Consider the following 25799-nt stretch of genomic DNA (forward strand, 5'->3'; position numbering starts at 1 on the left):
AAAAAGGTTAAAATCAAAAATCGATGAAGTTTAGAATAGACTTGACGGTAGACTCAAAAAAAGAGTGGGTCGATGCTGTGCTAAATGACTTTAATGCTTTCCTGCAAGACCATGCAGATTGCGAAAGAAAAGCTTCAGGTATGGCATTGAGCCTTGTTGCAAAGTATCCGAACAGGACTGAAATCATTCCTGAACTGATCGATACCTCAGTAGAAGAACTGGAGCATTTCAGGGATGTGTATGCGATTATGCAGCGAAGAGGATTGCAACTCAATCATGAAATACCAAAAGACCTTTACATTCAACAGCTACTAAAGATATGTAGGGATGGAAGAGAAGAACGGTTTATGGATCGATTGCTTTTAGCATCGCTTGTAGAAACACGTGGGGCTGAACGATTTCGATTGGTATATGAGGCCTTAGAGGATGAAGAACTAAAGCAATTTTATCATAGACTGTGGGCATCTGAAGCCAGACACGGAGAAGTCTTTGTGCGAATGGCGCTCAATTATTTTGAGGAGGATGACGTATACAATAGATTAGAAGAAATGAAAGAAAAAGAGGGAGTTATCCTAAACAACCTTGAGATTAGACCGGCATTGCATTAGATGGATTATTTTTCAACAGACAAACTGGTCAAACCTGAAAAAGGTGACCTGCTTATATCAGAGCCTTATTTACCCGACCCAAATTTTGATCGGACTGTAGTATTTCTATGCGAACACGATGACAATGGTACGTTTGGCTTTGTACTAAATAATAAGGCAAATGTGGGGCTGAAAGAAGTAATTGATGAGGTAGGGGACTATCCGGCCGATCTTTTTGTTGGAGGTCCAGTGGAGCATGACACGCTTCATTTTATTCATCGGGAAGCAGAGTTAATACCAACCTCTCGAGAAGTTATTCAAGGAGTTTATTGGGGAGGTGATTTCAATAAATTGACAGAAATGATGAATACGAGAGCCATTCGCGCTGAGGATGTTCGATTTTTTATTGGCTACTCCGGCTGGGCTCCCGGTCAGCTGATGGATGAAATGAAAGCTAAATCATGGATTGTACTAAAAAATCCAACACCAGAAATGATTTTTGATTGGGACAACCAAGATCTATGGAAAGCGTGTCTAAACACTATGGGTGGTAAGTATCGCCTAATGTCTAACTATCCAAAAGATCCCCGAATGAATTAGGGTATTTGGTTAGTTTTGTGTCTTAAAGGATAAAGTAACAGGTTCCATAATGGATAATGCAGAGAAATTGCAGGATGTTTCGAATGAAGCTCCTGAAGAAGTTCAGATTCAAGCTGAATTAAGTAATGAAAACCAACCCGAGAGTGAGGAAAAGGAGGTGGATGAAGTGGAGGAAAAAATAGAGAAAAAGTCTCAAGTTGAAGAGAAAAAGGTAGAAGAGGAATCTCCTGAAGCGGTTGAAGAGAAACCCGCTGAGAAGAAAAAGGAATCAAATTCATCGGCGGAAAAGTCTACCACGACTGAAGGAGCTGCTGATGAAAAGTCATCAGATGAGTCATCTGAAGGTACTGAGGAGCATGAGGAGGAAGATCATGATGATCAGGAGGAGGAATTGGATTTTGATCATGCTGATAAGGAAGAGTTGATTTCCAAAATCCGCGAGATTAAAAACGAAGATAATATTCGGTCGCTGGACCGTGTTTTAAAAGCCATCAAACCTCGATTTGATGAACTTTATGAAATCTCTAAAAATGAAGCATTACAGAAATTTGTTTCGGAAGGTAACGAGGCGGATGCCTTTGAATATCATGGGGATGAAATTGACAAGGAATTTAGTACGCTTTACGGACAGCTTAAGTCCAAACGTAACAAACACTACAAGGACCTTGAAAATCAGAAGGAAGACAATCTGAAGAAGAAGGAACGACTTCTCAATGAACTTCGGGAGATTGTAGATGGAGAGGAATCTTCAAATAGCATCAATTCTGTTCGTGAGCTACAGTCTGAATGGAAAAAAGTAGGCCCTGTTCCAGGGGCAATGAATAAGACTCTTTGGGCCAATTACAATGCGCTTCTTGATCGTTATTACGACAATAGGAGTATCTATTTTGAGCTAAAAGACCTGGACCGCAAAAAGAATATGAAGCTCAAAGAAGAGCTTTGTGAAAAAGCCGAGGCTTTGAATAAGGTTGAGGATATGAAGGCGGCCATCATCCAGCTAAACGATCTTCATGATGAATACAAGCACATTGGTCCTGTACCAAAAGAAAATCAAGAGCCATTATGGCAAAGGTTTAAAGCTGCTTCCGATGCGATTTATGCGAAACGTAAAGAATACTTTGAGCATTTAAAAGAGGAGTTTGATAAAAACCTGATAGAGAAAGAAGCCTTAATCAAAGAGGTGGAAGAGTTTACCAAGTTCAATTCTGATCGCATTACTGAATGGAATTCCAAAACAAAAGAGATTTTGGATATTCAGAAAAAATGGGAAGCGATTGGTGGTGTTCCAAAAGAAAAGGCAAAAGCTACCAATAAATCATTCTGGAATTCCTTCAAAGGGTTTTTCGCAAATAAAAATCAGTTTTTCAAAGAGCTGGAATCGAAGCGAGAGGAAAATCTTGAAAAGAAAAAGGAGCTGATTGAAAAGGCAAACGAGCTTAAGGATAGCGAAGATTGGAACTCGACAGCAGATAAACTAAAGCACCTCCAAACTGTTTGGAAGGATATCGGGCCGGTACCTGAGAAGGTGCGGAATGAAACCTATAAAAAGTTTAAAGCTGCTTGTGATCATTTCTTTAACAAAAGGCGAGAGCAGAATAAGGAGCAGTTCAAGGAGTTTGAAGAAAACCTAAAACTGAAACTTCAGATATGTGATCAACTGGAAGCTGCGGCGAATGCTGATGAAGTAAATCTGGATGATTTGTATGATCTGGTTGACAACTACACCTCGGTTGGGTTTGTGCCAAAGAATGCGATAAAGAAAATTCGGTCTCGTTTTGATCAGGTGAAAGAGATGATTCTTTCCAATGAGGCGATTCATGAAGATGATCGCACTGATTTGAGAAACCACATACAAATGGGTCGATTGAAAAATACGCCTGGTGGTGACCGAAAGCTTCATCGTAAGGAACACTCTATAAAGCGAAAGATTTCTTCTATTGAAAACGATATATCTACCTGGAACACTAACATGGAATTTTTCGCTGATTCTGCTACTGCAGACAAGCTAAAAGCAGATATGCAGGACAAGATTGATAAGGCAGAAAGTGAGCTTGAGGATCTTAAGTCACAGCTGGCAGCAATTTCTGCACAAAATTGATAAATACATTTGCTAAATAGCTAGACACTGCTATTTTTGCAATCCGATTTTGAGAGCTGCAACGGCAGAACAACAAATCAAAGGTATTGCCTCCATACCTGCCTGCCGGCAGGAGGGCTCAGTAAAAGAGCTGACCCTGACTGGGGAAACAAAGTATTAGCCTCCATAGCTCAGCTGCGGTTCGACGTTTCGACCAGAGCAGCGCACTTGGAAGAACCCACCTCAAAAGAGAGGTGTTATTTATAAAAGTATTAGCCTCCATAGCTCAGCTGGCCAGAGCAGCGCACTTGTAATGCGCGGGTCGTTGGTTCGAATCCGACTGGAGGCTCTTATAAGTAATAAAAACCCGCTTCAAATCAAATGAAGCGGGTTTTTTGTTTTTGGGTCAAGTTATGGGTCAAGTTATTTGTTGTACTTTAAAGGACTATCATTCCATACTAAAAGATGAATTATAGCACCTTATGAGTTTAAAATTGAATAAGTCCACACCTTGTCAGCAGCTTCATCTAGATCTTTTCCAACTTTTTCAGTTTCACTTTGAACTAATGTTACGCTTATATGTACTTGTGTATTCATAAATACAAGTTATTAATTTAGAATGATAAATAAATAGTAGGCATTGTAACTTCACCAATTTCTCCTTTGTCGTTCCCACCATTCATGTTCGTCTTTCATCTTTTCCCATTGGTGATAATAATTCTTAAATGGATGAACATGCACTTGAATATCATGGACATCACCATAAATGCAATGACTTATGTCATATACGTACCCTCTTTTAAATTTTTCATTCCTCTCAATAAAACTTAGGTCTAGTTGTTCACCAATTCGTGGAGTATGCGTCAACTTTAAACGAAAATGTGTTGATCGCTCATCTGGTTCATAATACCAGTTTTTTCCATGTTTCTGTTTTCGTTCATCATAGGGTATGGAAATCACTATTGTGTGAAAGACTTCTTTAATCTCGGGAGGACTATCCCAGGTGCCTTCAATAAATTTTTCATATAGAACTCTTAATTCCTTATTGAGTTTTACCCTAGGAATTTCTAATTCTTTAGATAGTTCCTGATTGGTTGGTAGATTATCCTCTTCATTCATCGACGAAAATTCCAACTTTCTTAGTTTGGATTCTAAAGGACTGTCCCCTGATAAATACCTTTTGAATATCACCAAGGTTTCTATCATTAAATTATAATTTCTGTGCGATCCCATGGCTTAAATTTTATGCGTATTTTAAGTTAGTTAGATCTTTTCAAAGGGAGAAGACTCTGATGAAATTGAAAAGCTTTAAGGCAGCAGAGTTAGAAGCAGATTGAGAGAAACATGTAATCTTATTTCTTTTGAAGGAACGACAATTGACAAGCCAAGTAAGTGCTCCAGGCAAACTACCATTTACCTAGAACATGCCCCACCTCAATAGCTTACCGATAATGGAGAATTATCACCTTTGATTGAGTTTGCTAAAAGTTAAACGCTCAATCACCAACAGTTTCATACCATTTCATTAATTTCAGTTTCTTTTTAGTCCTAATCACTCAAATGCCAACTATATACGACAACATAGAGAATCATCTCGAAGAAGGTCTAAATAAAACCCTGGAAACATCTTTTCGAGCTGATTTTTGTATTGGCTATTTCAATCTTAGAGGTTGGAAAAAAATTGCTGAAAATGTAGATCAACTTAAAGGGGGTGTGCTTCCCGATGAATTTGAGGATGACACCCATTACCACACCAGAGTTCTGATCGGAATGCAACGACTTCCACAGGAAGAAATAAGACAATTCTATTCTGTTGATTTTGGAAATTTGGACAATGCAGAAGCTAAACGTTTGAAATCAAAAATTGCTGCCGAGTTTAAAGAGCAGTTGATTATTGGGAACCCAACTAATGAAGATGAAAAGGCATTAAAGAAATTATTGGATCAATTGAAATCCAAGAAAGTAATTGTTAAACTACATCTCAAGAAGACATTACATGCCAAGCTTTACTTAGCCCATAGAGAAGATTATAACACGCCTTTGGTTGGATTTGTGGGAAGCTCCAATCTCACCTTTGCTGGAATCTCAAAACAGTTTGAATTGAATGTCGACGTTGTAGAAGGAGATGCTGCTAATAAATTGGCCAAATGGTTTCAAGATCGGTGGGATGACAGGTGGAGTATAGATATAACAGAGGAACTGATTGAAATACTCGAGAATAGCTGGGCGTCTACTCAACTGATCCCTCCTTATCATATCTACCTCAAAATGGCTTACCACTTGTCAAGGGAGGCCAGAGCGGGGATATCAGAATTTCAGTTGCCAAAAGTATTTCAGGACAGGCTGCTAGCCTATCAACAAAGTGCAGTAAAAGTTGCAGCTCATCATTTACATCACAGAGGGGGAGTTATTATTGGCGATGTGGTGGGTTTAGGAAAAACAATCACAGCCACAGCTCTTGCGAAGATGTTTGAGGATGATTTCTTTTTGGAAACATTGATCATCTGTCCCAAGAATCTTGTTGAAATGTGGGAAGATTATGCCCATGAATACCAATTAAGGGCAAAGGTGCTTTCTGTGACTAAGGCTCAAACTAAACTATCCGATGAACGGCGATACAGACTGGTGATTATAGATGAGAGCCATAACCTTCGAAACAAAGATGGCAAACGCTATCGTGCGATTCAGGAATATATCCAGCTCAATGACAGTAAGGTCATTCTACTTACTGCTACTCCCTACAACAAAACATATTTAGACCTGAGTAACCAACTAAGGTTGTTTCTGGATGAGGATTATAACTTGGGAATTGGCCCAGAAAGATATATCGAAAATATTGGTGGGAGAGTTGAGTTTCAGGCCAACCATCAGGTTCCAGAGCATTCAGTGGGCGCATTTGAAAAGAGTTCCTTTTCGGATGATTGGGCAGAATTGATGAGACTATTTTTGGTAAGAAGAACCAGGAGTTTTATTAAATCGAATTATGCCAAGAATGATCCTGCCAAGAACAGAGCCTATTTGGAATTTCCCAATGGAGATCGTTCCTACTTCCCTGATAGACTTCCAAGAAAAGTAGAATACGCTTTTGATAAAAATGATCCTGAGGATCAATATGCCAAGCTGTATAGCCAGTCAGTAGTTGATATAATAGATAACCTTGTTTTACCAAGATATGGAATAGGTCAGACCAGCTATGAAGAGAAAAATCCATCAATAAATATAACGGCAGAAGAAAGCTTAATTAGAGAGAACCTGAGTCGCGCAGGTACTCGGCTTATTGGGTTTGCACGAACCAACCTTTTCAAACGACTGGAAAGTAGCGGGTACTCATTTTTACTTTCAGTCAGTCGACATATTCTTAGAAACTACCTCTTTATCTATGCCATAGAAAAAGGACTGAGGTTTCCCATTGGCAAGCAGGAAAGTGGCCTTATAGATGACTTCATGTATTCTGATGAAGATCCAAATGGGGACGATAAAATTGATTTGATGCTCACACCGGAGGAGTATATGAAGCAGGCAGAATCATATTATAAATCCCTTTTGTTGAAGGAAAAGAAATACGATTGGATAAGGAGTGAGCATTTCAATAAGAAACTCCGAAAGACATTGGAACAGGACAGTACTGAGCTCATGAAGATCTTAGAAATGGGCAAGAACTGGAGTCAGAGTGAAGACCGCCAGTTGCAGGCCTTATTCGATCTGATCAATGATAAGCACAGTAATGAAAAAATATTGATCTTCACCCAGTTCTCAGATACTGCCAACTATCTGTACGAATCACTTCATGCTCGGGGTATTGAAAAGATTGCTTGCGTTACAGGTGCAGATGAAAACCCAACTGGATTTGCTCATCGATTTAGCCCGGTCAGCAATAAGAAAGATTTTCCTGAAAGTCAGCAAATTCGAGTTCTCATAACTACCGATGTGTTAAGCGAAGGGCAAAACCTTCAGGATGCACACATCGTCCTCAATTATGATCTGCCTTGGGCAATTATTAGACTTATCCAAAGAGCAGGTAGGGTAGATAGGATTGGACAGAAACATGACCAAATATTCTGCTATTCATTCTTACCTGAAGATGGCATTGAAGACATCATTAATCTCCGGGGTAGGCTTACTCAAAGGATCAGGGAGAATGCGGAAACAGTGGGCTCTGATGAAGTGTTTTTTGATGGCGACCCTATCAATGTAGCTGATCTCTACAACGAGAAATCCGGAATTCTTGATGAAGATGAAGACATTGAAGTAGACCTGGCATCCTATGCGTTCCAAATCTGGAAAAATGCAACAGATAGCGATCCAAGCTTACTGAAACTAATACCAGACCTTCCTGACGTTATTTACTCTGCCAAGAAAGCCGAACCAGATCAAAAACTGAATGGATCAATAGTTTACACCAAAACTTCGAGTGACAATGACGTTTTGGCCTGGGTGGATCAAAACAAAAACATCGTCACGCAATCACAATTTGAGATATTAAAGTCGGTGAAATGTGGACCCGCCGAACCAGCTTTAGACCGTTTTGATCAACACCATGAACTGGTGAAGTTTGGCCTTGAACACATCAAGGATACAGAGTCCAAGATCGGTGGGCAACTAGGCAAAAAATCAGGTGCACGCTATCGAGCCTATAACAGGCTGAATAACTACATCACCAGAAATGAAGGGACACTTTGGGTCACCGATGAATTGAAGCGTGCAATTCAGGACATTTACGACTATCCCATGAGAGAATATGCTCGTGAAACCATCAATCGGCAGCTCAAAATGGGCGTAACGGATGAAGACCTGGCGATGCTTGTGGTGAGCCTGCGTGAAGATGGCAAACTCAGCATCATCAATGAAGATGAGCTGGTGCGTAAGGATCCGTTAATTATTTGTTCACTGGGCTTGAAAGTAGATTAATATGAAGAAAGCACATTTTTCAAAGCTCATCAAGGAGTTCAATTTTGAAACACTGTTCAATGAGTTAGGCTGGGACAATTTCCATGATTCATTGCCTAAAAAGATCGGTGATGAAATTTATACCCTCAATGGAGTAGCCGAAAAGAAAGGTTTTGCGATCCTGCATTGCCCACCATTGGCCAATAGAAAGCCGCCTTTAAGTGCTATTCGAAAGCAGATAGAGAAGAAGGTTACTGATAGCTACCAGGAGCACCTGATTATCTATACCGACGCTGCTCAGAAACAACAAATCTGGCAGCTGGTAGTCACAGAAGATAACAAACCACGCCAGACACGGGAAGTCACATGGCACAGTCATCAGGACACTGAGGCGCTTTTTCAGCGAATGAAAAATTTGCTTTTCACCCTTTCTGAAGAAGATGGCCTCACTATCGTGGATGTTAAGAAAAAAGTAGAAGCAGGTTTAGGTAAGAATACCGACAAGATTACCAACAACTTCTACAAAGAATTCAAAAAACAGCATTCCTCATTTCTCAGTTTCATTGAGGGAATAGACGATCACATCAAAAAGGACAATAAGAACAAAGAATGGTATGTTTCGCTCATGCTCAACCGACTGATGTTCTGTTACTTCATACAGAAGAAAGGATTTCTCGATCAGAATCTCAACTACCTCCAAGACAAACTGGCCGAATGCCAAAAACACGAGGGAGACGATAATTTTTACGGGTTTTATCGCAGCTTTCTACTCGAGCTCTTTCACGATGCACTTGGCACCCCTGAGCCGAATAGAGACAAGCAAGTCACCATAGATATGGGCAAAATACCCTACCTAAACGGTGGCCTTTTCGATGTGCATGAGCTGGAAAAACAGTTTGATAAAATCACGATTTCGGATGATGCCTTTAAGCAAATCTTTGATTTCTTCGATCAATGGAACTGGCACCTGGACAATCGTGCGGCAGCTGAGGGTAAGGACATCAACCCCGATGTGATTGGATTCATCTTCGAGCGATACATCAATGACCGATCGGGCATGGGTGCCTACTACACCAAAGAAGATATTACCGATTACATCAGTAAAAACTGCATCATTCCTTATTTACTAGACGAAACGAAACGGCACCATGCTAAACCATTCAAGGCTGATGGTGATCTATGGCAGTTCTTGCAAAATAGCAGTGATCTTTACATCTACGATGCTGTAAAAAAAGGGATCGAAGAGGCTTCAAAAGATGGTAACTATCCAGCTTCTATGGAAGATCTTGCCATTCCCGACAATATCAAAATGGGTCTTGATGCTGAGAGCCCAAATTTATTGGAGCGCAGAAAAGACTGGAATACCAAAACTCCAGAACATCTGGGACTACCTACCGAGATATGGCGGGAAACCATCGAGCGGTGGAAACGCTACTTTGTGGTAAGGGAGAAGATTGAAAACGGAGAGCTCACCAGTATCAATGACTTCATTACCTATAATCTCAACATCCGTCAGTTTATACAAGACTATGTAGAGTATGCACGCGATGCAGACACGATCAGGGAGATTTATAAAGCCATTCGCTCAGTAACCATCCTCGATCCTACCTGTGGTTCTGGTGCCTTTTTGTTTGCGGCACTCAATATACTGGAGCCACTCTATGAAGCCTGTATTGTGCGCATGGAGCAGTTTACCTCGGAGGCACCTGGCAAGCACAAGTTCTTTGAAGAAGAGCTGGCCAAGGTAAACAGTGAAGAACACCCCAATCTTCCCTACTTTATCTACAAGTCCATCATCATCAACAACCTGTATGGAGTGGACATCATGAAGGAAGCCGTGGAGATTGCCAAACTCAGGCTGTTCCTCAAGCTGATGGGCACAGTGGAGGTGAACCCCCGAAAACCCAACTTTGGCCTGGAGCCCTTGCCGGATATAGATTTCAATATCCGAGCAGGCAATACACTGGTAGGCTTTGCCACTGAGGAGGAATTACTGACGACCATCCAAAAGCATGACAACCTCTTTGCGCAGGATAAGCTGGATGAGTTTAAAGAAGAAAGCGATCTGGTAAGCAAAGCCTATCAGCGCTTTCAGGATGCTCAGCTGATCAATAACCAGGGATCTGATGACTTCAAAAAAGCCAAGGAGCAACTTAACGAACGGCTGAAGGCACTTAATAACAAACTGAACGTCTATCTGGCCAGCAACTATGGCATAGATGCCAAAAAGAAACCCAAGAAATATGAAGAGTGGCTTATGTCGCACCAGCCCTTCCATTGGTTCTCGGATTTTTACCAAATAGTAGCTGCTGATGGTGGATTTGATGTGATCATTGGTAATCCACCGTATGTTGAGTACAGCAAAATAGAGAAAATATACTCACTCCAAAATTATGAGACTCAGCAAAGCGGAAACCTATACGCACCTTGTATTGAGAGATCAGCCAATATTCAACATCTTAATTCTTATCTGGGAATGATCATTCCACTAAGTGGTATTGTAACACCTAGAATGAAGGCCTTGATTGAAATAATTCAAAGAATGAATTCATTTGTTAGTTATTACTCTGCATCTGCTCATCCCTCAACTTTGTTTAATGGAGTAAAACAAAGACTATCAATCATCCTTTACAAGAAGGATGAAAGCACGAAGCAGAATAATACTAGTTTTTTGAGATGGTCAGCAAATGAAAGGAATCATTTATTTGAATCAAAAATCACCTACATGGCCAGCAATTCAAAATTGTCATCTGAATTAGAAAGATCAATTAGTGAGAAACTAAACAAGAAACCTAAAACAATATCTGACTACACAACTAAAGCATCAAAAGAAAAAGTTCATTATCACAATGCTCCGGTTTACTGGAATAAAGTATTTGATTTCGTACCATATTTCTACAGTGATAGGGATGGGGTTAAACAAAGCGTTCAAGTCAAAACAATTTGCACAAAAGAGAACTGTTCACATAAAATAATATCAACACTTAATTCCAATCTATTCTACTGGTATTTCTATTCAATTTCTGATTGTTGGCATCTGACAAACCGTGAAGTACTTGGCTTTCCTATTCAGTGCAGTACCCTTCCAATTGAAGAAATGTCGAGGTTATGTCTAGCGCTAATGCGTGATTTGAAAAGTAATTCAATAAGATATAAAAGATCCTCAAAGGATAGTGGCAGTCAAGAATTTGACAGTTTTTATCCGGCTAAATCCAAACACATCATAGATGAAATAGACAAAGAGCTGGCGAAGCATTATGGGTTTACGGAGGAGGAGCTGGATTTCATTATCAACTATGACATCAAGTACCGCATGGGCAAGGCACTCTTTGGTGAAGATGATGGAGAGGGGGAGGAAGGATGAAGAACTTCGGATGGGACTTTTGGAGGGTATTTCTACCCTTTTTGGTGGTCTTGGGAATCATTATGTTCTTCCCGCTTTGGTTCACGCAGAAAAGTTGGCTTGGCTTCTTTCAATTATCTATTGATGAATCAACAAGCTGGATGGGTGATACCTTCGGAGGAATCCTTGGGCCATACATAGCAATTGTAGCTGCAGGCCTGACCTTTATGGCATTCTGGGTGCAATACAAAGCCAATGACGAAATCCGGAATCAATTCAAACATGAGCGTTTCGAGACAAAGTTTTATGAGCTTCTTAAGCTGCATAAGGAGAATGTGTCTGAGGTTGATATCGATGGCAAGTATAGGGGTAGAAAATCCTTTGTTTGGATGTATAAGGAATTCCGCTTCATCTATAGGTTGTGTAAATCATACCATGATCTCATTGACTCTGATCGAAAGATTGCAGGGAAAAAACTAATGGAGTATGATGATCGAAAAATTACTGAACTCGCCTATATAATCTTCTTTTTCGGGGTTGGAGAAATCTCCGATAAAGGTATTGAGTATTTCACTGGAGATTTCGATAATGACCTTATTAAGAAAGTATTGGATCGATTGAAAGCACACCAGGAGCATGTGGCACAATTAAAAAAGGATGAATGGACAGAACTTGAAGAGAATCTATTTGAAGAGCCAGAAAAATACATTCTGGAGGTAAATTTTGAGCCCTTTGATGGCCATGTATCTAAGCTGGCCCATTATTTCAGACATCTTTATCAAGCCATAAAGCTGGCAACTACTGATTCAATTCTTGATAATATCGATAAGAGCATAGAGTATAAGAATCGCTATGAGTATGTGAAACTGATTAGAGTTCAACTATCCAATCACGAGCAGACCCTTATATATTATAATTCTTTTTTTACAGCTGGAAAGATTTGGTGGGGGGATAATACTATCGAGAAGAAAACTGTAAAAAATGGAGTTGAATATGATTTAAGCTACTTTCTTGATTACGCGATGATTAAGAATCTAGCCTATAATTTGACTGATGGCATTGGTCCTCACCCAGTGAGAGAGTATTTCCAGCGTTTACTAAAAAGAGGATACGGTGTTGAAAATGAATCTGAAAGGGTAGAATTGAAAAACCGAATAGATAATGATCTCTTAGAATGGGGCGTGAAAGATGATTTCTTTAACCAATTAGTAAGTGAACATAAAAAGGATTCAGCCAGTGTATGAGAAACAAAACACCGAATGGAAGGAATAAAGAATTAATAACACATCACAATATATTGGTCGAAGATGTTGGTGTTGAGATGTTCGATAGAACAAAAAGGATATGATTTACCATGGCAATCAAGACATATTAAAACATCACAAAGTTGGATTCTTATGTTCCCAGAGATGCACAGCAAGTGCTGTCATATCATGCTTTGATTGGGCCAAAGTGCAAAGAGATAAAGGACACTGTGTGATCATTGGTAATCATTCACAAATAGAAAAAGATGTTTTCGATATTCTGATCAGAGGAGTTCAACCAATGATATTGGTGTTAGCCAGAGGAATGATGAAGGTATGGGATGCTCGTGTACTTGAAGCTATTGATGAAAAAAGGCTTTTGGTGTTATCCCCTTTCGAACCCTCTGTCTCCCGTGTCTCTCGAAAAACGGCTGAAATCAGGAATCATAAAATCATAGAATTAGCTGATGAATTGGTCATTGGCTACAAATCCAAAGGAGGCCAATTAGACGCTCTTTTGAAAAATCATCGACATCACTCGCTTGCTTAAATCATTCAAATCAAAATGGAAAAACAACTATCCTACATTCACGACTTAGCCAAGACCTACGATAGCTATAACGAAGATCCATCTAAACTAATTGATGATCTCAATCAATTAAGTGAGCAAGACCTAGCAGAAGTAAAGGAAAAGTATGGCAGCTCCAACGATCGTTTCAAACCGGTGAATCTTTTGCGTGCAGAGATTGCCAAAAAACTTTTGGCAGAAGGTGCTGTAAATGAAGAATCCATTGAAGAAATAAAGGAAAACATCAGAGCTAAGAAAGTAGACCTATTCAAAGGGTATGATGAAAAATACATTCAGGAATTCCAGGCGTATGAGTACAAAAAGCGAGACGTCTTTGCCAACTGGCAGAGACTCTGGACTGTACTGCATCCGTTCTTTTTTAAGGGTACTATCAGAGAAACAACCAATATTTATTTAGAACAAATAGCAAGCACTCTGAGAGAAGATCTAGAAGTGATTGATTACGATTATCACACGGTAGATTTTTACGGCTCAAATAATTTTGGTGACATCAGATCATGGATTGCCTTATACCCGAAGGTCAAGGAATCGCACAAAAACGCATACCAATTTTTCATGACTATTGGTGCAAACATTGACATCAGTGTGGTGGCAGGTAGTGAGGTTCGAGAGCCTAAAAAGTTTGAGTTCAAGAAAGTGGACAGCTACCAAGATGCCTTATCTTATTTTCAATCGGTAAAGGAAGAGGTGATTACCATTAACAAAGGGCTGAAAAACTTCTTCAAGTTCGCCCCGGGTCCACAGGCAGCTGAATGGGAAACGTTTCGATCTCAGAACATAGCCGCCTTGGACTTTAGCGAATTGGAGGTGGGCGATATCAGTCAGTATGGCTCGCTGGCTGAACTCAATGTAGCAGCAGGGCTTCCGGAAGACAGTCAGTCCAATAAGACTTGGAATTTGTGGCATTTCTTCAATGCCAACAAAGGGGATGTCCTATTTGCCACACGAGGAGTTTCAACTTGTCTTGGAGTCGGCGTGATTGACAGTAAGTACGAGTACAATACAAGTACCGATAGTTACCGACATACAAGAGAGGTGAAATGGATAGTGGATAAGGTCTACCAATATAAGTCCAATGACTTGAAGGGATACAAAAACCTTTTCAGACCTGACACATTTAGTCCGGTTTTGATTTCGGACTTTTTACTTTCTGAGTATGTACGTCTATATCCAGAACTCACTACTGTTTTTGCCAAGGACAAGATAGAAGTGAAACCAATCACCAAAGCATCGGAGAAAGCGAAAGAGGAAGTTGATGAAATTGAGGAGGAAGTTGGTGAGGAAGCTTCATTCTGGTGGTTGAATGCTAATCCCAAAATGTGGAGCATTACCTCTCATAATGTGGGTGATGTCCAGACTTATACCTCTCGCAATGAGAGAGGGAACAAGCGAAGAATTTATAAGCATTTTGAGGCGGTGAAACCCGGCGATTTGATGATAGGTTATGAGAGTAGTCCTGTCAAACAAGTGAAGGCCTTATTTCAGATCACCAAAGGACTGCATACTACCCAAGAAGAAGGAGAAGTCATTGAGTTTGAGTTACTGGAAAAACTCGAAATTCCGATTGACTGGAGTGAGTTAATTGACATCAAAGGATTGATCGAATGCGAGGTGTTGATTAACAATCAAGGCAGCCTTTTCAAGCTTACAGAAGATGAGTTTGACATCATCCGTGACCTGGTGGATAGCCGTAACATTGAGTATGAAAAGAAACAGGTAGGGGCTAAGAAAAAGGCGTACACCTATGAAGAAGATGCCGATAAACCATTTATTCCTATTGATGAGTTTCATTCGATTACCCAGCTGCTCCTGAGAAAAAAGAATATTATTCTTCAGGGACCTCCTGGTGTTGGAAAAACCTTTGTTGCAAAGCGGATTGCGTACGAAATCATGAAAGAGGCCAATGATTCGCAAATTGAAATGGTGCAATTTCATCAGTCGTATGCGTACGAAGATTTTATTCAAGGCCTTCGGCCATCCACATCAGGGTTCAAAAGGAAAAATGGCATTTTTTATTCTTTTGCAAAGCAAGCACATGCGCATCCTGATAGAAAGTTCTTTTTCATCATAGATGAAATCAATCGAGGTAACCTTAGTAAGATTTTCGGAGAGTTGATGATGCTCATTGAGCATGATAAGCGATCTTCCAATAATGCCATCAAACTCACCTATGCTGAAGACGAAGAAGAGTCCTTTTATCTTCCAGAAAATCTTTATCTGATAGGGACAATGAACACCGCGGATCGATCATTGTCAATTGTAGATTATGCCTTGCGTAGAAGGTTTTCGTTTATCAGCCTTAAACCCAATTTTGGTGAAGTATTTCTTGAATTCTTAAAAAGCAAGAATGTGAGTCCAGATTTTGGCAAGAAGCTTTCCCAAGCACTTGAAGGAGTAAATAAATCCATAAGAGAAGATGATAATTTAGGTGATGGTTTTCAAATTGGTCATAGTTATTTCTGTCCCTCTGAAAATATTACCAATGAGCAGGAATGGTTTCAGAGTATCATAAGATTCGAAATACATCCATTGCTGGACGAGATATGGTTTGATGATTCAGATCAGGTGTCGAAGATGTTATCCGCATTAACCATTGCTTGATAGTGATTCCTATTCAAAATATATATTATCTGCTATGCTATGCGTGGAACAAGCTAGATGAAAAAGATCATGTCAAAGTTGATGGAGATGATCTGACTAATCTTGTGGATTTATTTGCGAAGATTTTGATAAATGGAACCAGAATACTCTTAAAAAGAGGACTGGATAGTAATTACAAGACCAAAGTAGAAACGATAAATGGGGTGAAAGGGAAGATTGATTTTGGCACTTCCCTTAAAAGAAACCAATTTGCTCAACTCCAAGCTACATGTGAATTTGATGAGTTTTCCTCTGATGTAGTTACCAACCAGATTTTGGTAGCTACAATGCACAGTATACTAAGGATTGAAACAGTTGATAAAGAGCTCAAGAAACAAATTAGAGGATTGATTTTGCGCTTTCCTGAAGTATCTCATATCGCTCTATCCAAAAATCATTTTGAGTCAGTCCGGTTACATCGAAACAATCAGTTTTATGGTTTCTTACTAGATGTATGCAAAATCATCTTCGATTCGATTCTCCCCGCGGAAAACAAGGGTGAATACTCATTCATTGATTTCACTAAGGATGAACGAAAGATGAATCAGCTTTTTGAACATTTTATATTCAATTTTTATCGTCAACATTATTCAAAAAGTCAGGTGAGAAGGGATCATATCAAATGGCAGTTTACTTCCACCAATGATATCGATCACAAATACATTCCTCAAATGAAGACGGATATTACCATCGAAAGGAATGGTCAAAAGACAATCATTGATGCAAAGTATTACAAGGAGACTTTGTCCTCATTTTATGATACTGAAAAGGTCAAGTCCGTAAACCTATATCAGATATTTTCCTATCTGCTAAACCAGAGAGATGGTACGGAAGGGTCGTCAAAAACAAAGGGTATTTTATTATACCCCACCATAGACAAGGAGTATAATTTAGTATACCAATACGATAAACATCCAATTCAAATTAGGACTGTAGATCTAAATCAACATTGGACATTAATTGAGGAGAGGTTAATGAAAATTTTAAGTTAGTACCATGGCACAGCTCCCAAATCTTCCCGGTTATGCAACCATTTCCAAATTAGGCGGAGGGGGTTTTGGTAATGTCTATTTAGCCAAAGAAAATGTTTCAGGAAGACTCGTCGCTATAAAGTCTTTAAAAAATGACGATCCTGATGTTCAGCAAGAGTTAATTGATGAAATTCAATTGATTGCAAAACTTGATCAACCCAATGTTGTGAATTACTATCATCCAATAATTCATGATAATAAGATTCACTTTGTGATGGAATATTGTGAACGAGGAGATTTATATAAAGGGAAGGGTACACAGCAAGAAATAATTAGATGGATTACAGATTGCTCATATGCTTTGTCAAAATTGCACGATGAGGGAGTGTTTCATAATGACCTGAAACCAGGTAATATTCTAATTTCTAATAATGGGATTGCTAAGATTAGCGACTTTGGTTGTGCAAACCTTTATCGTGGCACAATAGCATTTATGCCTCCTGAGTTCCTTGCTGGTGAATTCACCACACTGCAGGACCCAAGGCGTGATGTGTATGCTTTGGGTCTTACACTTTTGGAGTTGCTGTGTGGTACTAATCCTTTTTACGATCTTGAAAGAGAACAAATTATTGAAAAGCACTTAGCTGGGGACATTTGGATGGCCGATACCCCAGAGTGGTTGCAGGAAGTTATTCTGAAGTCTATGCATAGAATACCGGAGTTGAGGTTTCAATCAACACTAGAATTTGCAGAAGCACTAGAAGCAAAAAGTATACCCTCGATTTTAAATAAAAGAAAGTTACTTGCCGGAGCATTAGCGAAGAAAATAGATAATCTTTCACGTCAGAAAAAGTGGGCTAAAGCTAGGTCAGTCGTGGATGCCGGGCTGATAGAATATGCTGATGATGTATCAGTCCTAAGAGCATCTGGAGCCTTCTTTCTTAAAAGGAATGATTTAGCTAATGCATATTCAACGCTTTCTAAGGCTGTTAAGATTAACCCAAGGGTTGATATTCAAAAAGAGCTCGGACTTTGTCAATTGGAATTAGGAAATCATACCAAAGCCATTAGCTTAATTAATGATCATCTATCTCGGTCTGGCTTAGATCTGGAAGCTTATAATGCACTAATTAGGTGCTATTATGAGACAGGACGATATGAATATGCAATTGATTTAGCCAACGAATTACTTTCAACAAAATCCATGAAATTGGACTGCCTAGTTAATAATAAAATGATTTGCGAAATAATGAGGGAGAAATGTTCTTTCGACCATCTACTTAGATCTCCTAATCCTTTTATACAATACCATCTAAAACTTATATCTGAAGATAAAGAAACTTTTTCTCGGAATGGTAAGCCATCTTTAAAGTCCAAATTGTTATTTCAAGAATATCGATTCGATCGATTAAGGGATGGAGCAAATAGCTTTTGGATTTCAAAGTCTGCAGAAAGTACAACAGGCCATCTCAGCGAAATATCAAAAGCCATCTATCGGATTGGTCGATTAGATTATGAAAATGATTTGGAATTTCCAACCAACAAGGTTAGCCGTAGACATGCGGTAATTATCAATCAGAGAAATGATGTTTGGTTATATGATTTAGGCAGTACAGGAACGCAACTTAATAGAAAACAAATTTCAAAGTCACCCATAATGGATAGGAGTAGTATTACGATCAATAAAGATTTCTCCTTCAGCTACATCTCTGATCCCACAAAACTTTTGTAGCCTTCATTAATTCCAGATTGATAAAAATATCTGCCATATATTTCGATAATTTGTGCCTGCGGATTCCAAGGAAAGACTTCATGAGTGCAATAGCACCTTCCCATTCTTCTTTCGTCTTTGGACCTTTCACAGTTTCATCATTGATGAAATAAACATTGATAAGATAAGCTGGAATATTATTAAGAGTTCTCAGATACCATAAATGTGCAATACGGTTAGTGTATTGATAAAAGGTGCTGGTCCAGTCATACTCATTTTTGACATTTAAATCTGCTTTTACTCTTTCTAGGCTTTTTTGAATTAATTGAAAAGACACATCACTTGCTTGCGTCCCCGGACTTACGATTTCTGGGATATTTGCTTTTGCTTCAACTAGAATTGGAGAAGAACCTGATTTACCAAGAGCATCCCACTGTGGTCCTCTAGATGGCCAGAATTCTTTCAACGGATGAGTTGGCTGAACACCTATCTTTTGAATGAAATTCTCATCTCGATACTCTGCAAACTCATCTTCTTTTATTGGTGAAAGCCATTCAAATTCCTTCAGTTTTGGAAATTGCTTGGAAAGTTCATTATTAAGAAATTCGGGATGATGGTTAATCAAGATTTGAATGTCTCTCAGACTCCCTTTTCCATCAGATTTTTGCTTGATCCTACCCATTTCCAGTTTGACTAAATTTTGTTTGCTTTGATGCAATCCTCAGCTCTATCATTTTAATGACTTCTGCTGAAAATCCATTCCTTTTATAAATCCACAACATGACCTGTTTTTGAACAAGATCAAGAAGCGCATTGACACTTAATCTATTAAAAACAATAAAGGATGATATAGAAGTTAGAAGAGTGACCACCAGCATCGTTCCTTCCAGAGCACTGATCCAAGGAATACCAAAATAAATCAGAAAACCATTGACTCCCAGAAAAACAACTATGACAAGGCATGCAATCATTCGAAACATAGTTTGTGCTTTTTTCTCCAGCTGGGCTTGTTTCTCTCTAGCTAATTTCAACCGAATCAAATCATCACTTATCTTTTTCTTTAAGCTACTCACTTTACTTGATACAGCATCAGTAGGAGCCTTTGCCAAGAAGTAGGTGGCCAATAGGATTATTGCAACGATTACAATTACCCAAATGACAATTTTCCATTCTTTTCGTTCCATCACTTCTCCTTTCTAACTCCCTTGAAGGGCTTGCCATCTTGTTTTACATCCATAAACTTCCCTGTTTCAACATCCCGCTTTACCCACTGATGCGTCTTGGTGTTTTGGGTTTGAGATCTCCCTCTCACTGCCCCTTTTCTGGCGTTATCTCCGTATGGTTTATTTGTTGCCATATTCGTACTTGATTAGTTACTTATTAAATCCTGAAACCCCTCCCAAAGCATCACCATGGCCAGTGTATCCAGCTCGCAGTAATGGTAAAGCGCCGCGATGGTGGCTTTTCTTTCTACTTCACTCATTTCATCAAACTGCATGTAGTTGTAAGCGGTCATCGCTGCTCCTCCGTCTTCCAATTCATCCGTTGGATTGATCAATCGATCCACCTCATCTCTATCATGCTTTTCCCATAGTTTGGGAAGCTGTTTGTATGGGCTTAAAAGCCAATCACCATCCTTTTGCAGCCAGATATGATCCTTGAAATTCAAACTTTCGATTTCACTACCATAGATCGGTTCACCGTACTTTCCTTGCAGCTTTTTACTTCTATTGAGAATGGAAGGAAGTATCGCTTTAAGCGAATTGGAGCCATTTGTTTCCGGATCGTAATAGAATCGCTGCACCCAATCGCACAGGTCGATCATATCTCTTGGGCCGGCAAATTCTGCAGCATCCTTTCCCTTGCCTTCTGTACGATGTGTAATGGAATCAATGAATTTAATCAGTCGATCACTGTCAGTCTCATCCGAGACCACTAGCTGCCTCCGTATGGCGTTTAATATAGTATTCTCATGGTGTGAGTATCTGAATACACTGCCGCTATCGTTGGCCAAAGCATCTCGCAATGCCCGAACGAATTCGAAATTGGGAAATCTCCCAGGCACTTCATTGATCCATTGTGTCGAGTGTCTCACCGATCCATCTTTTTCAATAATGTGATGAGAAAATTGAAACGCATGTTGCTCATAAGGTCTTGTTCCTTTGTGAAAAGGAATAGGCACAGCTGTTGTTTCAAAATCTATCATATGAAGAGGATAGGTCACTTGAGACATTTCGAATGCCAAACCCTCTCGATCCAAGTAAATAGAGTTGTCCTTTTCGCGTGATTTCTCGACCTGCATGCGTTGGCGCTCTGCTGACTGAAGGCCTGATTTTGGTGGATTTGCTTTGATATTCCCTAACTCCTCAGGATCCACATCTTTTTGGAGGTATATCCCATCCTTTATGAAGCTATCTGTTTTTCTGGAGTTCCAAATACTCGTAACCAATGGCTGTGATACTTGTTCATTGGATAATGGCGTCATAGAAGTCCAGCACTCATGAAATCCACTTTTTAGGCCATTTTCTGAGCGGAATTGACAGCTTTTGCAAGCTCCCGAAACGCCAAACTCGAGTTTCTTATCAGCAGCATAGGCTTCTGAAAGTGCATGCACATAGTCTGCGAACGAAAGTTCTTCATCACCGAGCATTTCCTTTCCGTTCCAGATTAGCTCAATGGCATGATCTACATTCTCCGCTTTTAGGATCGGAACACCTAAATCATCCGTATCTTTTGCAGTAATGGATAATCTGCCAGTGCCAGTATCATTGATTAAAAATCGTTGATACAGGCCATCCACGGTAGCATTCACTGTTTTGTCAGCAAGCATGAGCATTCCCTCCACGGTAAACTCAGGATATGCTTTAGTCAAAACGTGTTTCTGAAAGGCAACATCGTATAAGTATGGCTTCCATTCTGATTTGATGCCGGTTTGGGTATAAAATTCATCGACCGTTCTGAGTGACTTGGATTTTACTTCAATCAACTTCACATGGTTCCCTTTTTTCACAAGCACATCTACACGGACAAACAAATTTTCAAACCTGATCGCCGCTTCATAGATGATGACATTTTCTTGCTTTAGCAATTCTTCAGTTTGACTCAAGGATTCTTCATAATCGAGTGAATCAATATCATGGCCTCCGGAAAAGTAATACTTAGCCAGTTCACCCACTTGGTAGCCGCCTTTGGCTAGTGCCATTAGGAAATCATCCGTCTGAGAATTATCCGCATACTCATCCTTCTTACCAGTGTAGAAGAGTTTTGTGGGACACTCCAGTGCTTGCTTAAACCTTGACTTTGTTAAATACCTTGGTCTCATAACGAGTCGTTTTATACCAAATTAATCATTTCTCAGCTCGCCATCTTCTTTAGAAGCTCTTGTCGATCGCCTCCTGGCTTAACTTTTGCTCCAAGATCTTCTATTCTTGTTGCCACCTTGATCACATTATTCCTTCCAGTAGAAAGCCTTTTGTATGCACTTTCATAAGCAGTCTTAGCATTGTCAAGTCCTTTTCCAACTGTGTGCATGTCTTCCAGAAATTTCATGACTTGACCGTGTAGTTTTCCTGCCTCCTCAGCTATAAGCTCCGCGTTTTCATACTGCTTATTTCTTTGCCACAAGTCAGAGACAATTTTCAATGACACGAACAAAGTGGAAGAGGTGGTTATCATCACATTTCGTTCTATGGCATATTGAAATAAGTCCGGATCAGCCTGGATTGCAGCAATCAAACTTCCTTCAATGGGCAGGAACATGAAGATCATATCTGGTGAATTGATTTGATAGAGGTCTTCGTATCTCTTCTTGGCCAGTTTGTCTATATGATTTCGCAAGCTCTTGATATGATCCTTCAGCTCGGCTTTTGCCTCATCTCCTTTAGTGCTGCAAAAACGAGTATATGCATTCAGCGACACCTTAGAGTCAATAACAAGATGTCTATCATCAGGTAGATTTATTATGACATCCGCTCTTAGTCGGTGCTCATCAGTTACACCAGCCACTTCTCTTTCATAGTGAAGCTTTTTCACGAGACCTGCTTTTTGCAGGAGCGTTTCAAGAATTTGCTCGCCCCAGTTTCCTTGATGTTTAGGATTCAGAGTCAGCGCATTGGTTAGATTACTTGCTTCCATTTGCAATTCGTGATTCAACTTGCCAAGTTGCTGCAATTCACCTCTCAATGAAGTGGTATCCTTAATTCTGCTTTCATTCGTTTCCTTAATCTGTCGTTCAATCTTCTCCAGAGATGAACCCAGTGGCTTCAGGATTTGATCCAATTGCTCAGACGAATCCTTTTTGAAGTTGTCGGAATTAGTCCTAGCTATCTTAGAGGCCATTGACTCGAATTGAGACATCATCTCCGCTTGTATTTCTTTTAGCCTCGCTTTTTCTTTCTCAACGTTGGCCACCTCGTTTTTTAACTGGGTTCCCAAAACCGCGTTTTCAGTTCTCAGTTTTGTCAACTCATATTCCTTCTCATTCCTGTCGGCTAAGACAGTTTCATGAATATCCTTTCGGACATACTCCTTTTCAACAGTTACTACTGTTAAGGAAACACTTTGCTTACGCAATAGGTGAACGCTGATCAATCCGCAGACCACCAGCCAAACAATTGATGTAATTAATATTTCCATTTTCTTATCCTTTAAGCATTTAGACAATTATTGATACTACAAATGTTTAGCGTACCTGTTCAGTGATGCTGAACAACTGATAAAAACATAAAAAAAAGACCGAAACTCCTTGAGAATCGGCCTTTGTCTAAATGGGTGGTTTACCTGGATAGGATCAAATGGAACACCTAGAGACAGGTAATTATTTTGATGTAGCAAGACTAATAGGAGGTTGTTCAATGATTGTGAACAACTTTTGATTTTGATTAATTTTCAGCTATGCCCGACAATAAAAAACCTTCGATCAGGTACATAATAATTGACCGTTGTATTCGTAACACAGCAAGAGATTATGGGTTGTCTGAGTTGCTCGCTGCAGTTAACGAAGAGTTGATTGATAGGGGAGTAGAACCAATAAAAAGCAGAACAACTATATATACAGATATAAATGATTTAGAATTTCAATTCAATGCCCCAATTGAGAAGGTGCAAAAAGGGAATAGGACCTACTTTAAATATTCAGATCCTAATTATTCTTACGGAAATCAACCACTAAATCAAGAAGAAATTGAACACTTGAGGGATGCAGCCAATATACTTAGTAAGTTCTCTGGTGTTCCAGGGTTTGATTGGATACATGATATAACATCAAAGCTTGAAATCGGTACATTCAAAGAATCTGGTGATCCTAATGTTATATCATTTGATTCAAGCGAATTTCTTAAGGGTAAAAATTTTATTGGACCAATATTCCATGCTATTGTTAAAAAGAAAGTTCTGAAAATATCGTATCAAAAATTCAAAAGCAGCAAAGAGAAAACTCATCAAGTTCATCCGTATCATTTAAAAGAATATGATAGTAGGTGGTATATCTTAGGCTATTTACCGCATATTGATGACCTGATCACCTTAGGCGTTGATAGAATTAATAAAGTTGAGGTTGTTAAGAATGATAGCTTTATAGACAATGAAAGGTTTGATTTCGTAGACTATTTTGAGGATTTGATTGGAATCTGGAAGGAGAAAGATGTAAAGCCAATCAATGTTAAATTAAAGTTTTCCAAAAAGATGTCAGATTACATTCTGACTAAACCAATTCACGGATCACAAAAGGAAAGGTCTTTGGATGACGGTAGCTTGTTGGTTGAGTTAGAAGTAATCCCTAATTATGAATTAGAAAACCTAATACTCTCTTTTCATAGTCATGTTGAGGTATTGGAACCAGAATCATTTCGAAATAGGATAATTGAATTGATTACAGATGCAAAATCAAAATATGAGTAGTTCAAGATCACTTAACATTCTATTGAGGTATTGATCGTTTTCATCAAGACTATTTGAGATATGAAGTTGCATTAGTAGATGACGTAAGAGTTGAAGCAACCAAAGGAGCATTGGGTCACCATTAATTACAAAATGTGGTAATTTCAAAGTACATCACTGGTCACATAAAAAAAACTGAAATTGTGATCCCTGATAGTGAAGTGAGTCAGAATGGCATAGAGCCTGGAAGAACAAATTCCCTGATGACTGGCAAGAAGCTTCAAGGCTAAATGGTTGAAACATTCACTAATACGTAAACATTTATTTCCTGAGTCTTAACATTGATGTAAATAATCATACATATGGACTTTTTTGTTGTTAGTTGTTTGATAGTAGCACTTACTTTATTGATTTATCTACTCAGCCCATACATTATATACATTTTTCGCACACTCGATCTTAAGAAGTTGTATTTGAAATTCTATGATCCACTAGATGAAAGTCAGAATCATTCAAGGTTTAGAGAGTTTTTGGAGTTTCAAATTTCTGCTGACAGATTGAGTCATTATGTTGGTATCGAAATACTAAATCGGAGACGATTCAGAAAGAAAGAGAAACAACTCAAAAGCTATAGGGGCGAATTACTGGAACTTAAACTTAACCTAGTTAAAAGGAATAGGCTGTTTTTCTTAAATCAATGTCAAAAATCGCTAGATGAACTAAATTATGAACTTCACTTTATTCAATTTAAGTACTACGATAAACTTTATGATTCTATTAGATCATTGGTCGCCTCTCAGGATCATTCCTCACCAACCAGAGATGAATTACTAAGTAAGCTGAAATACCCCAACAAATTTGAATTTTCAAATCATAAATTTCACGAACAGCTTTTTGATCTTATCTATAACAAGTACTTTGATTTCATTAAGGCTGTTGCTCAAGTTCTTGGGTGGATAGACTGCCAAAATGATTTGTTTCATTTTGATAATAACGTCCCTAAACAACAGATAATCAGGCTGGCAGCTATTTCCCAATATATTTTAGAGGATAATGGTGTTTTAGAACTGAAGACCAAAGATCATCAAATGAGAGGGGAGTCCATAATGATCTTATTTAACTGGAAATATGATTACACTGGACCCTCCAATAAGAAGTTTCAGCAATTTGGTGAGATCATTAGCTCCACGAATAGAGATAAACTTGATAAGGTTTTTGATTCAATAAATTAGATACTCTATCTAGTATTTTAGATACTCTAGACAGGTCTGTA

Annotated in this window: 18 protein-coding genes and 1 tRNA gene; 13 read left to right on the forward strand and 6 right to left on the reverse strand. The window is 39.1% G+C overall.

Features of this window, described 5'->3' with window-relative positions; translation table 11 throughout:
• Positions 1 to 23: 23 nt before the first annotated feature.
• From miaE to CHB71_RS15555, 4 genes are all read left to right on the forward strand, one after another.
• Positions 24 to 608 carry a tRNA-(ms[2]io[6]A)-hydroxylase gene (miaE, locus tag CHB71_RS15540; protein WP_089357857.1) on the forward strand — a complete coding sequence of 195 codons (585 nt, stop codon included), beginning with the start codon at positions 24 to 26 and terminating at the stop codon, positions 606 to 608.
• On the forward strand, positions 609 to 1187 hold the full coding sequence (locus CHB71_RS15545; RefSeq protein WP_089357858.1) for a YqgE/AlgH family protein: 579 nt from the start codon (positions 609 to 611) through the stop codon (positions 1185 to 1187).
• Between the two features lie 49 nt (positions 1188 to 1236).
• Positions 1237 to 3285: a DUF349 domain-containing protein gene (locus CHB71_RS15550; RefSeq protein WP_089357859.1), complete on the forward strand. Its 2049-nt coding sequence runs from the start codon at positions 1237 to 1239 to the stop codon at positions 3283 to 3285.
• A 254-nt stretch (positions 3286 to 3539) separates the two neighbouring features.
• Positions 3540 to 3613: transfer RNA gene (locus CHB71_RS15555), tRNA-Thr, on the forward strand.
• 299 nt (positions 3614 to 3912) lie between these two features.
• Here the strand turns inward: CHB71_RS15555 and CHB71_RS15560 are convergent.
• Entirely contained in the window at positions 3913 to 4470 is a 558-nt protein-coding gene (locus CHB71_RS15560) for a hypothetical protein (RefSeq protein ID WP_089357860.1), read from the reverse strand.
• 354 nt (positions 4471 to 4824) lie between these two features.
• On the opposite strand from CHB71_RS15560, the gene CHB71_RS15565 reads away from it, so the two are divergent.
• The 7 genes from CHB71_RS15565 to CHB71_RS15595 all read left to right on the forward strand — a co-directional run bounded on the left by CHB71_RS15565 (position 4825) and on the right by CHB71_RS15595 (position 18670).
• A complete protein-coding gene (locus CHB71_RS15565) occupies positions 4825 to 8172 on the forward strand; it encodes a helicase-related protein (protein WP_089357861.1) in 3348 nt (1115 codons plus the stop codon).
• 1 nt (position 8173) lies between these two features.
• A complete protein-coding gene (locus tag CHB71_RS15570; RefSeq protein ID WP_089357862.1) occupies positions 8174 to 11515 on the forward strand; it encodes an Eco57I restriction-modification methylase domain-containing protein in 3342 nt (1113 codons plus the stop codon).
• The gene (locus CHB71_RS15575; RefSeq protein ID WP_089357863.1) at positions 11512 to 12738 is read left to right on the forward strand and encodes a putative phage abortive infection protein; all 1227 of its coding nucleotides are present in this window, start codon (positions 11512 to 11514) and stop codon (positions 12736 to 12738) included. Before CHB71_RS15570 ends, CHB71_RS15575 begins: the two co-directional genes overlap by 4 nt.
• 208 nt (positions 12739 to 12946) lie before the next feature.
• Positions 12947 to 13288 carry a hypothetical protein gene (locus tag CHB71_RS15580; RefSeq protein ID WP_221406743.1) on the forward strand — a complete coding sequence of 114 codons (342 nt, stop codon included), beginning with the start codon at positions 12947 to 12949 and terminating at the stop codon, positions 13286 to 13288.
• Positions 13289 to 13303: 15 nt separating this feature from the next.
• Positions 13304 to 15928 carry an AAA family ATPase gene (locus CHB71_RS15585; protein WP_144017450.1) on the forward strand — a complete coding sequence of 875 codons (2625 nt, stop codon included), beginning with the start codon at positions 13304 to 13306 and terminating at the stop codon, positions 15926 to 15928.
• A gap of 2 nt (positions 15929 to 15930) precedes the next feature.
• Entirely contained in the window at positions 15931 to 16959 is a 1029-nt protein-coding gene (gene mcrC / locus CHB71_RS15590; protein WP_179213439.1) for a 5-methylcytosine-specific restriction endonuclease system specificity protein McrC, read from the forward strand.
• 4 nt (positions 16960 to 16963) lie between these two features.
• Positions 16964 to 18670: an FHA domain-containing serine/threonine-protein kinase gene (locus CHB71_RS15595; protein WP_089357866.1), complete on the forward strand. Its 1707-nt coding sequence runs from the start codon at positions 16964 to 16966 to the stop codon at positions 18668 to 18670.
• On the opposite strand, the gene CHB71_RS15600 is transcribed toward CHB71_RS15595, so the two are convergent.
• Genes CHB71_RS15600 through CHB71_RS15615 form a run of 5 tightly spaced genes read right to left on the reverse strand, consistent with a single transcriptional unit; the run spans position 18636 to position 23284 of the window.
• Complete coding sequence (locus tag CHB71_RS15600; RefSeq protein WP_144017451.1) at positions 18636 to 19274, reverse strand: hypothetical protein; 639 nt, start codon at positions 19272 to 19274, stop codon at positions 18636 to 18638. The genes CHB71_RS15595 and CHB71_RS15600 overlap by 35 nt on opposite strands.
• Positions 19275 to 19323: 49 nt before the next feature.
• Complete coding sequence (locus tag CHB71_RS15605; RefSeq protein ID WP_089357868.1) at positions 19324 to 19833, reverse strand: hypothetical protein; 510 nt, start codon at positions 19831 to 19833, stop codon at positions 19324 to 19326.
• Complete coding sequence (locus CHB71_RS18865) at positions 19833 to 20006, reverse strand: hypothetical protein (protein ID WP_179213440.1); 174 nt, start codon at positions 20004 to 20006, stop codon at positions 19833 to 19835. Before CHB71_RS18865 ends, CHB71_RS15605 begins: the two co-directional genes overlap by 1 nt.
• 12 nt (positions 20007 to 20018) lie before the next feature.
• The gene (locus CHB71_RS15610) at positions 20019 to 21971 is read right to left on the reverse strand and encodes a DUF2779 domain-containing protein (protein ID WP_089357869.1); all 1953 of its coding nucleotides are present in this window, start codon (positions 21969 to 21971) and stop codon (positions 20019 to 20021) included.
• Positions 21972 to 22003: 32 nt separating this feature from the next.
• A complete protein-coding gene (locus CHB71_RS15615) occupies positions 22004 to 23284 on the reverse strand; it encodes a DNA recombination protein RmuC (RefSeq protein WP_089357870.1) in 1281 nt (426 codons plus the stop codon).
• Positions 23285 to 23542: 258 nt separating this feature from the next.
• Here CHB71_RS15615 and CHB71_RS15620 point away from each other — a divergent pair, with 258 nt between their 5' ends.
• Both CHB71_RS15620 and CHB71_RS15625 read left to right on the forward strand, forming a co-directional pair.
• Positions 23543 to 24547 carry a helix-turn-helix transcriptional regulator gene (locus tag CHB71_RS15620; protein ID WP_089357871.1) on the forward strand — a complete coding sequence of 335 codons (1005 nt, stop codon included), beginning with the start codon at positions 23543 to 23545 and terminating at the stop codon, positions 24545 to 24547.
• Positions 24548 to 24888: 341 nt separating this feature from the next.
• Positions 24889 to 25758: a hypothetical protein gene (locus CHB71_RS15625; protein WP_144017452.1), complete on the forward strand. Its 870-nt coding sequence runs from the start codon at positions 24889 to 24891 to the stop codon at positions 25756 to 25758.
• Positions 25759 to 25799: the final 41 nt, after the last annotated feature.

The organism is Ekhidna lutea, from assembly GCF_900188325.1.
Classification (GTDB): Bacteria; Bacteroidota; Bacteroidia; order Cytophagales; family Cyclobacteriaceae; genus Ekhidna; species Ekhidna lutea.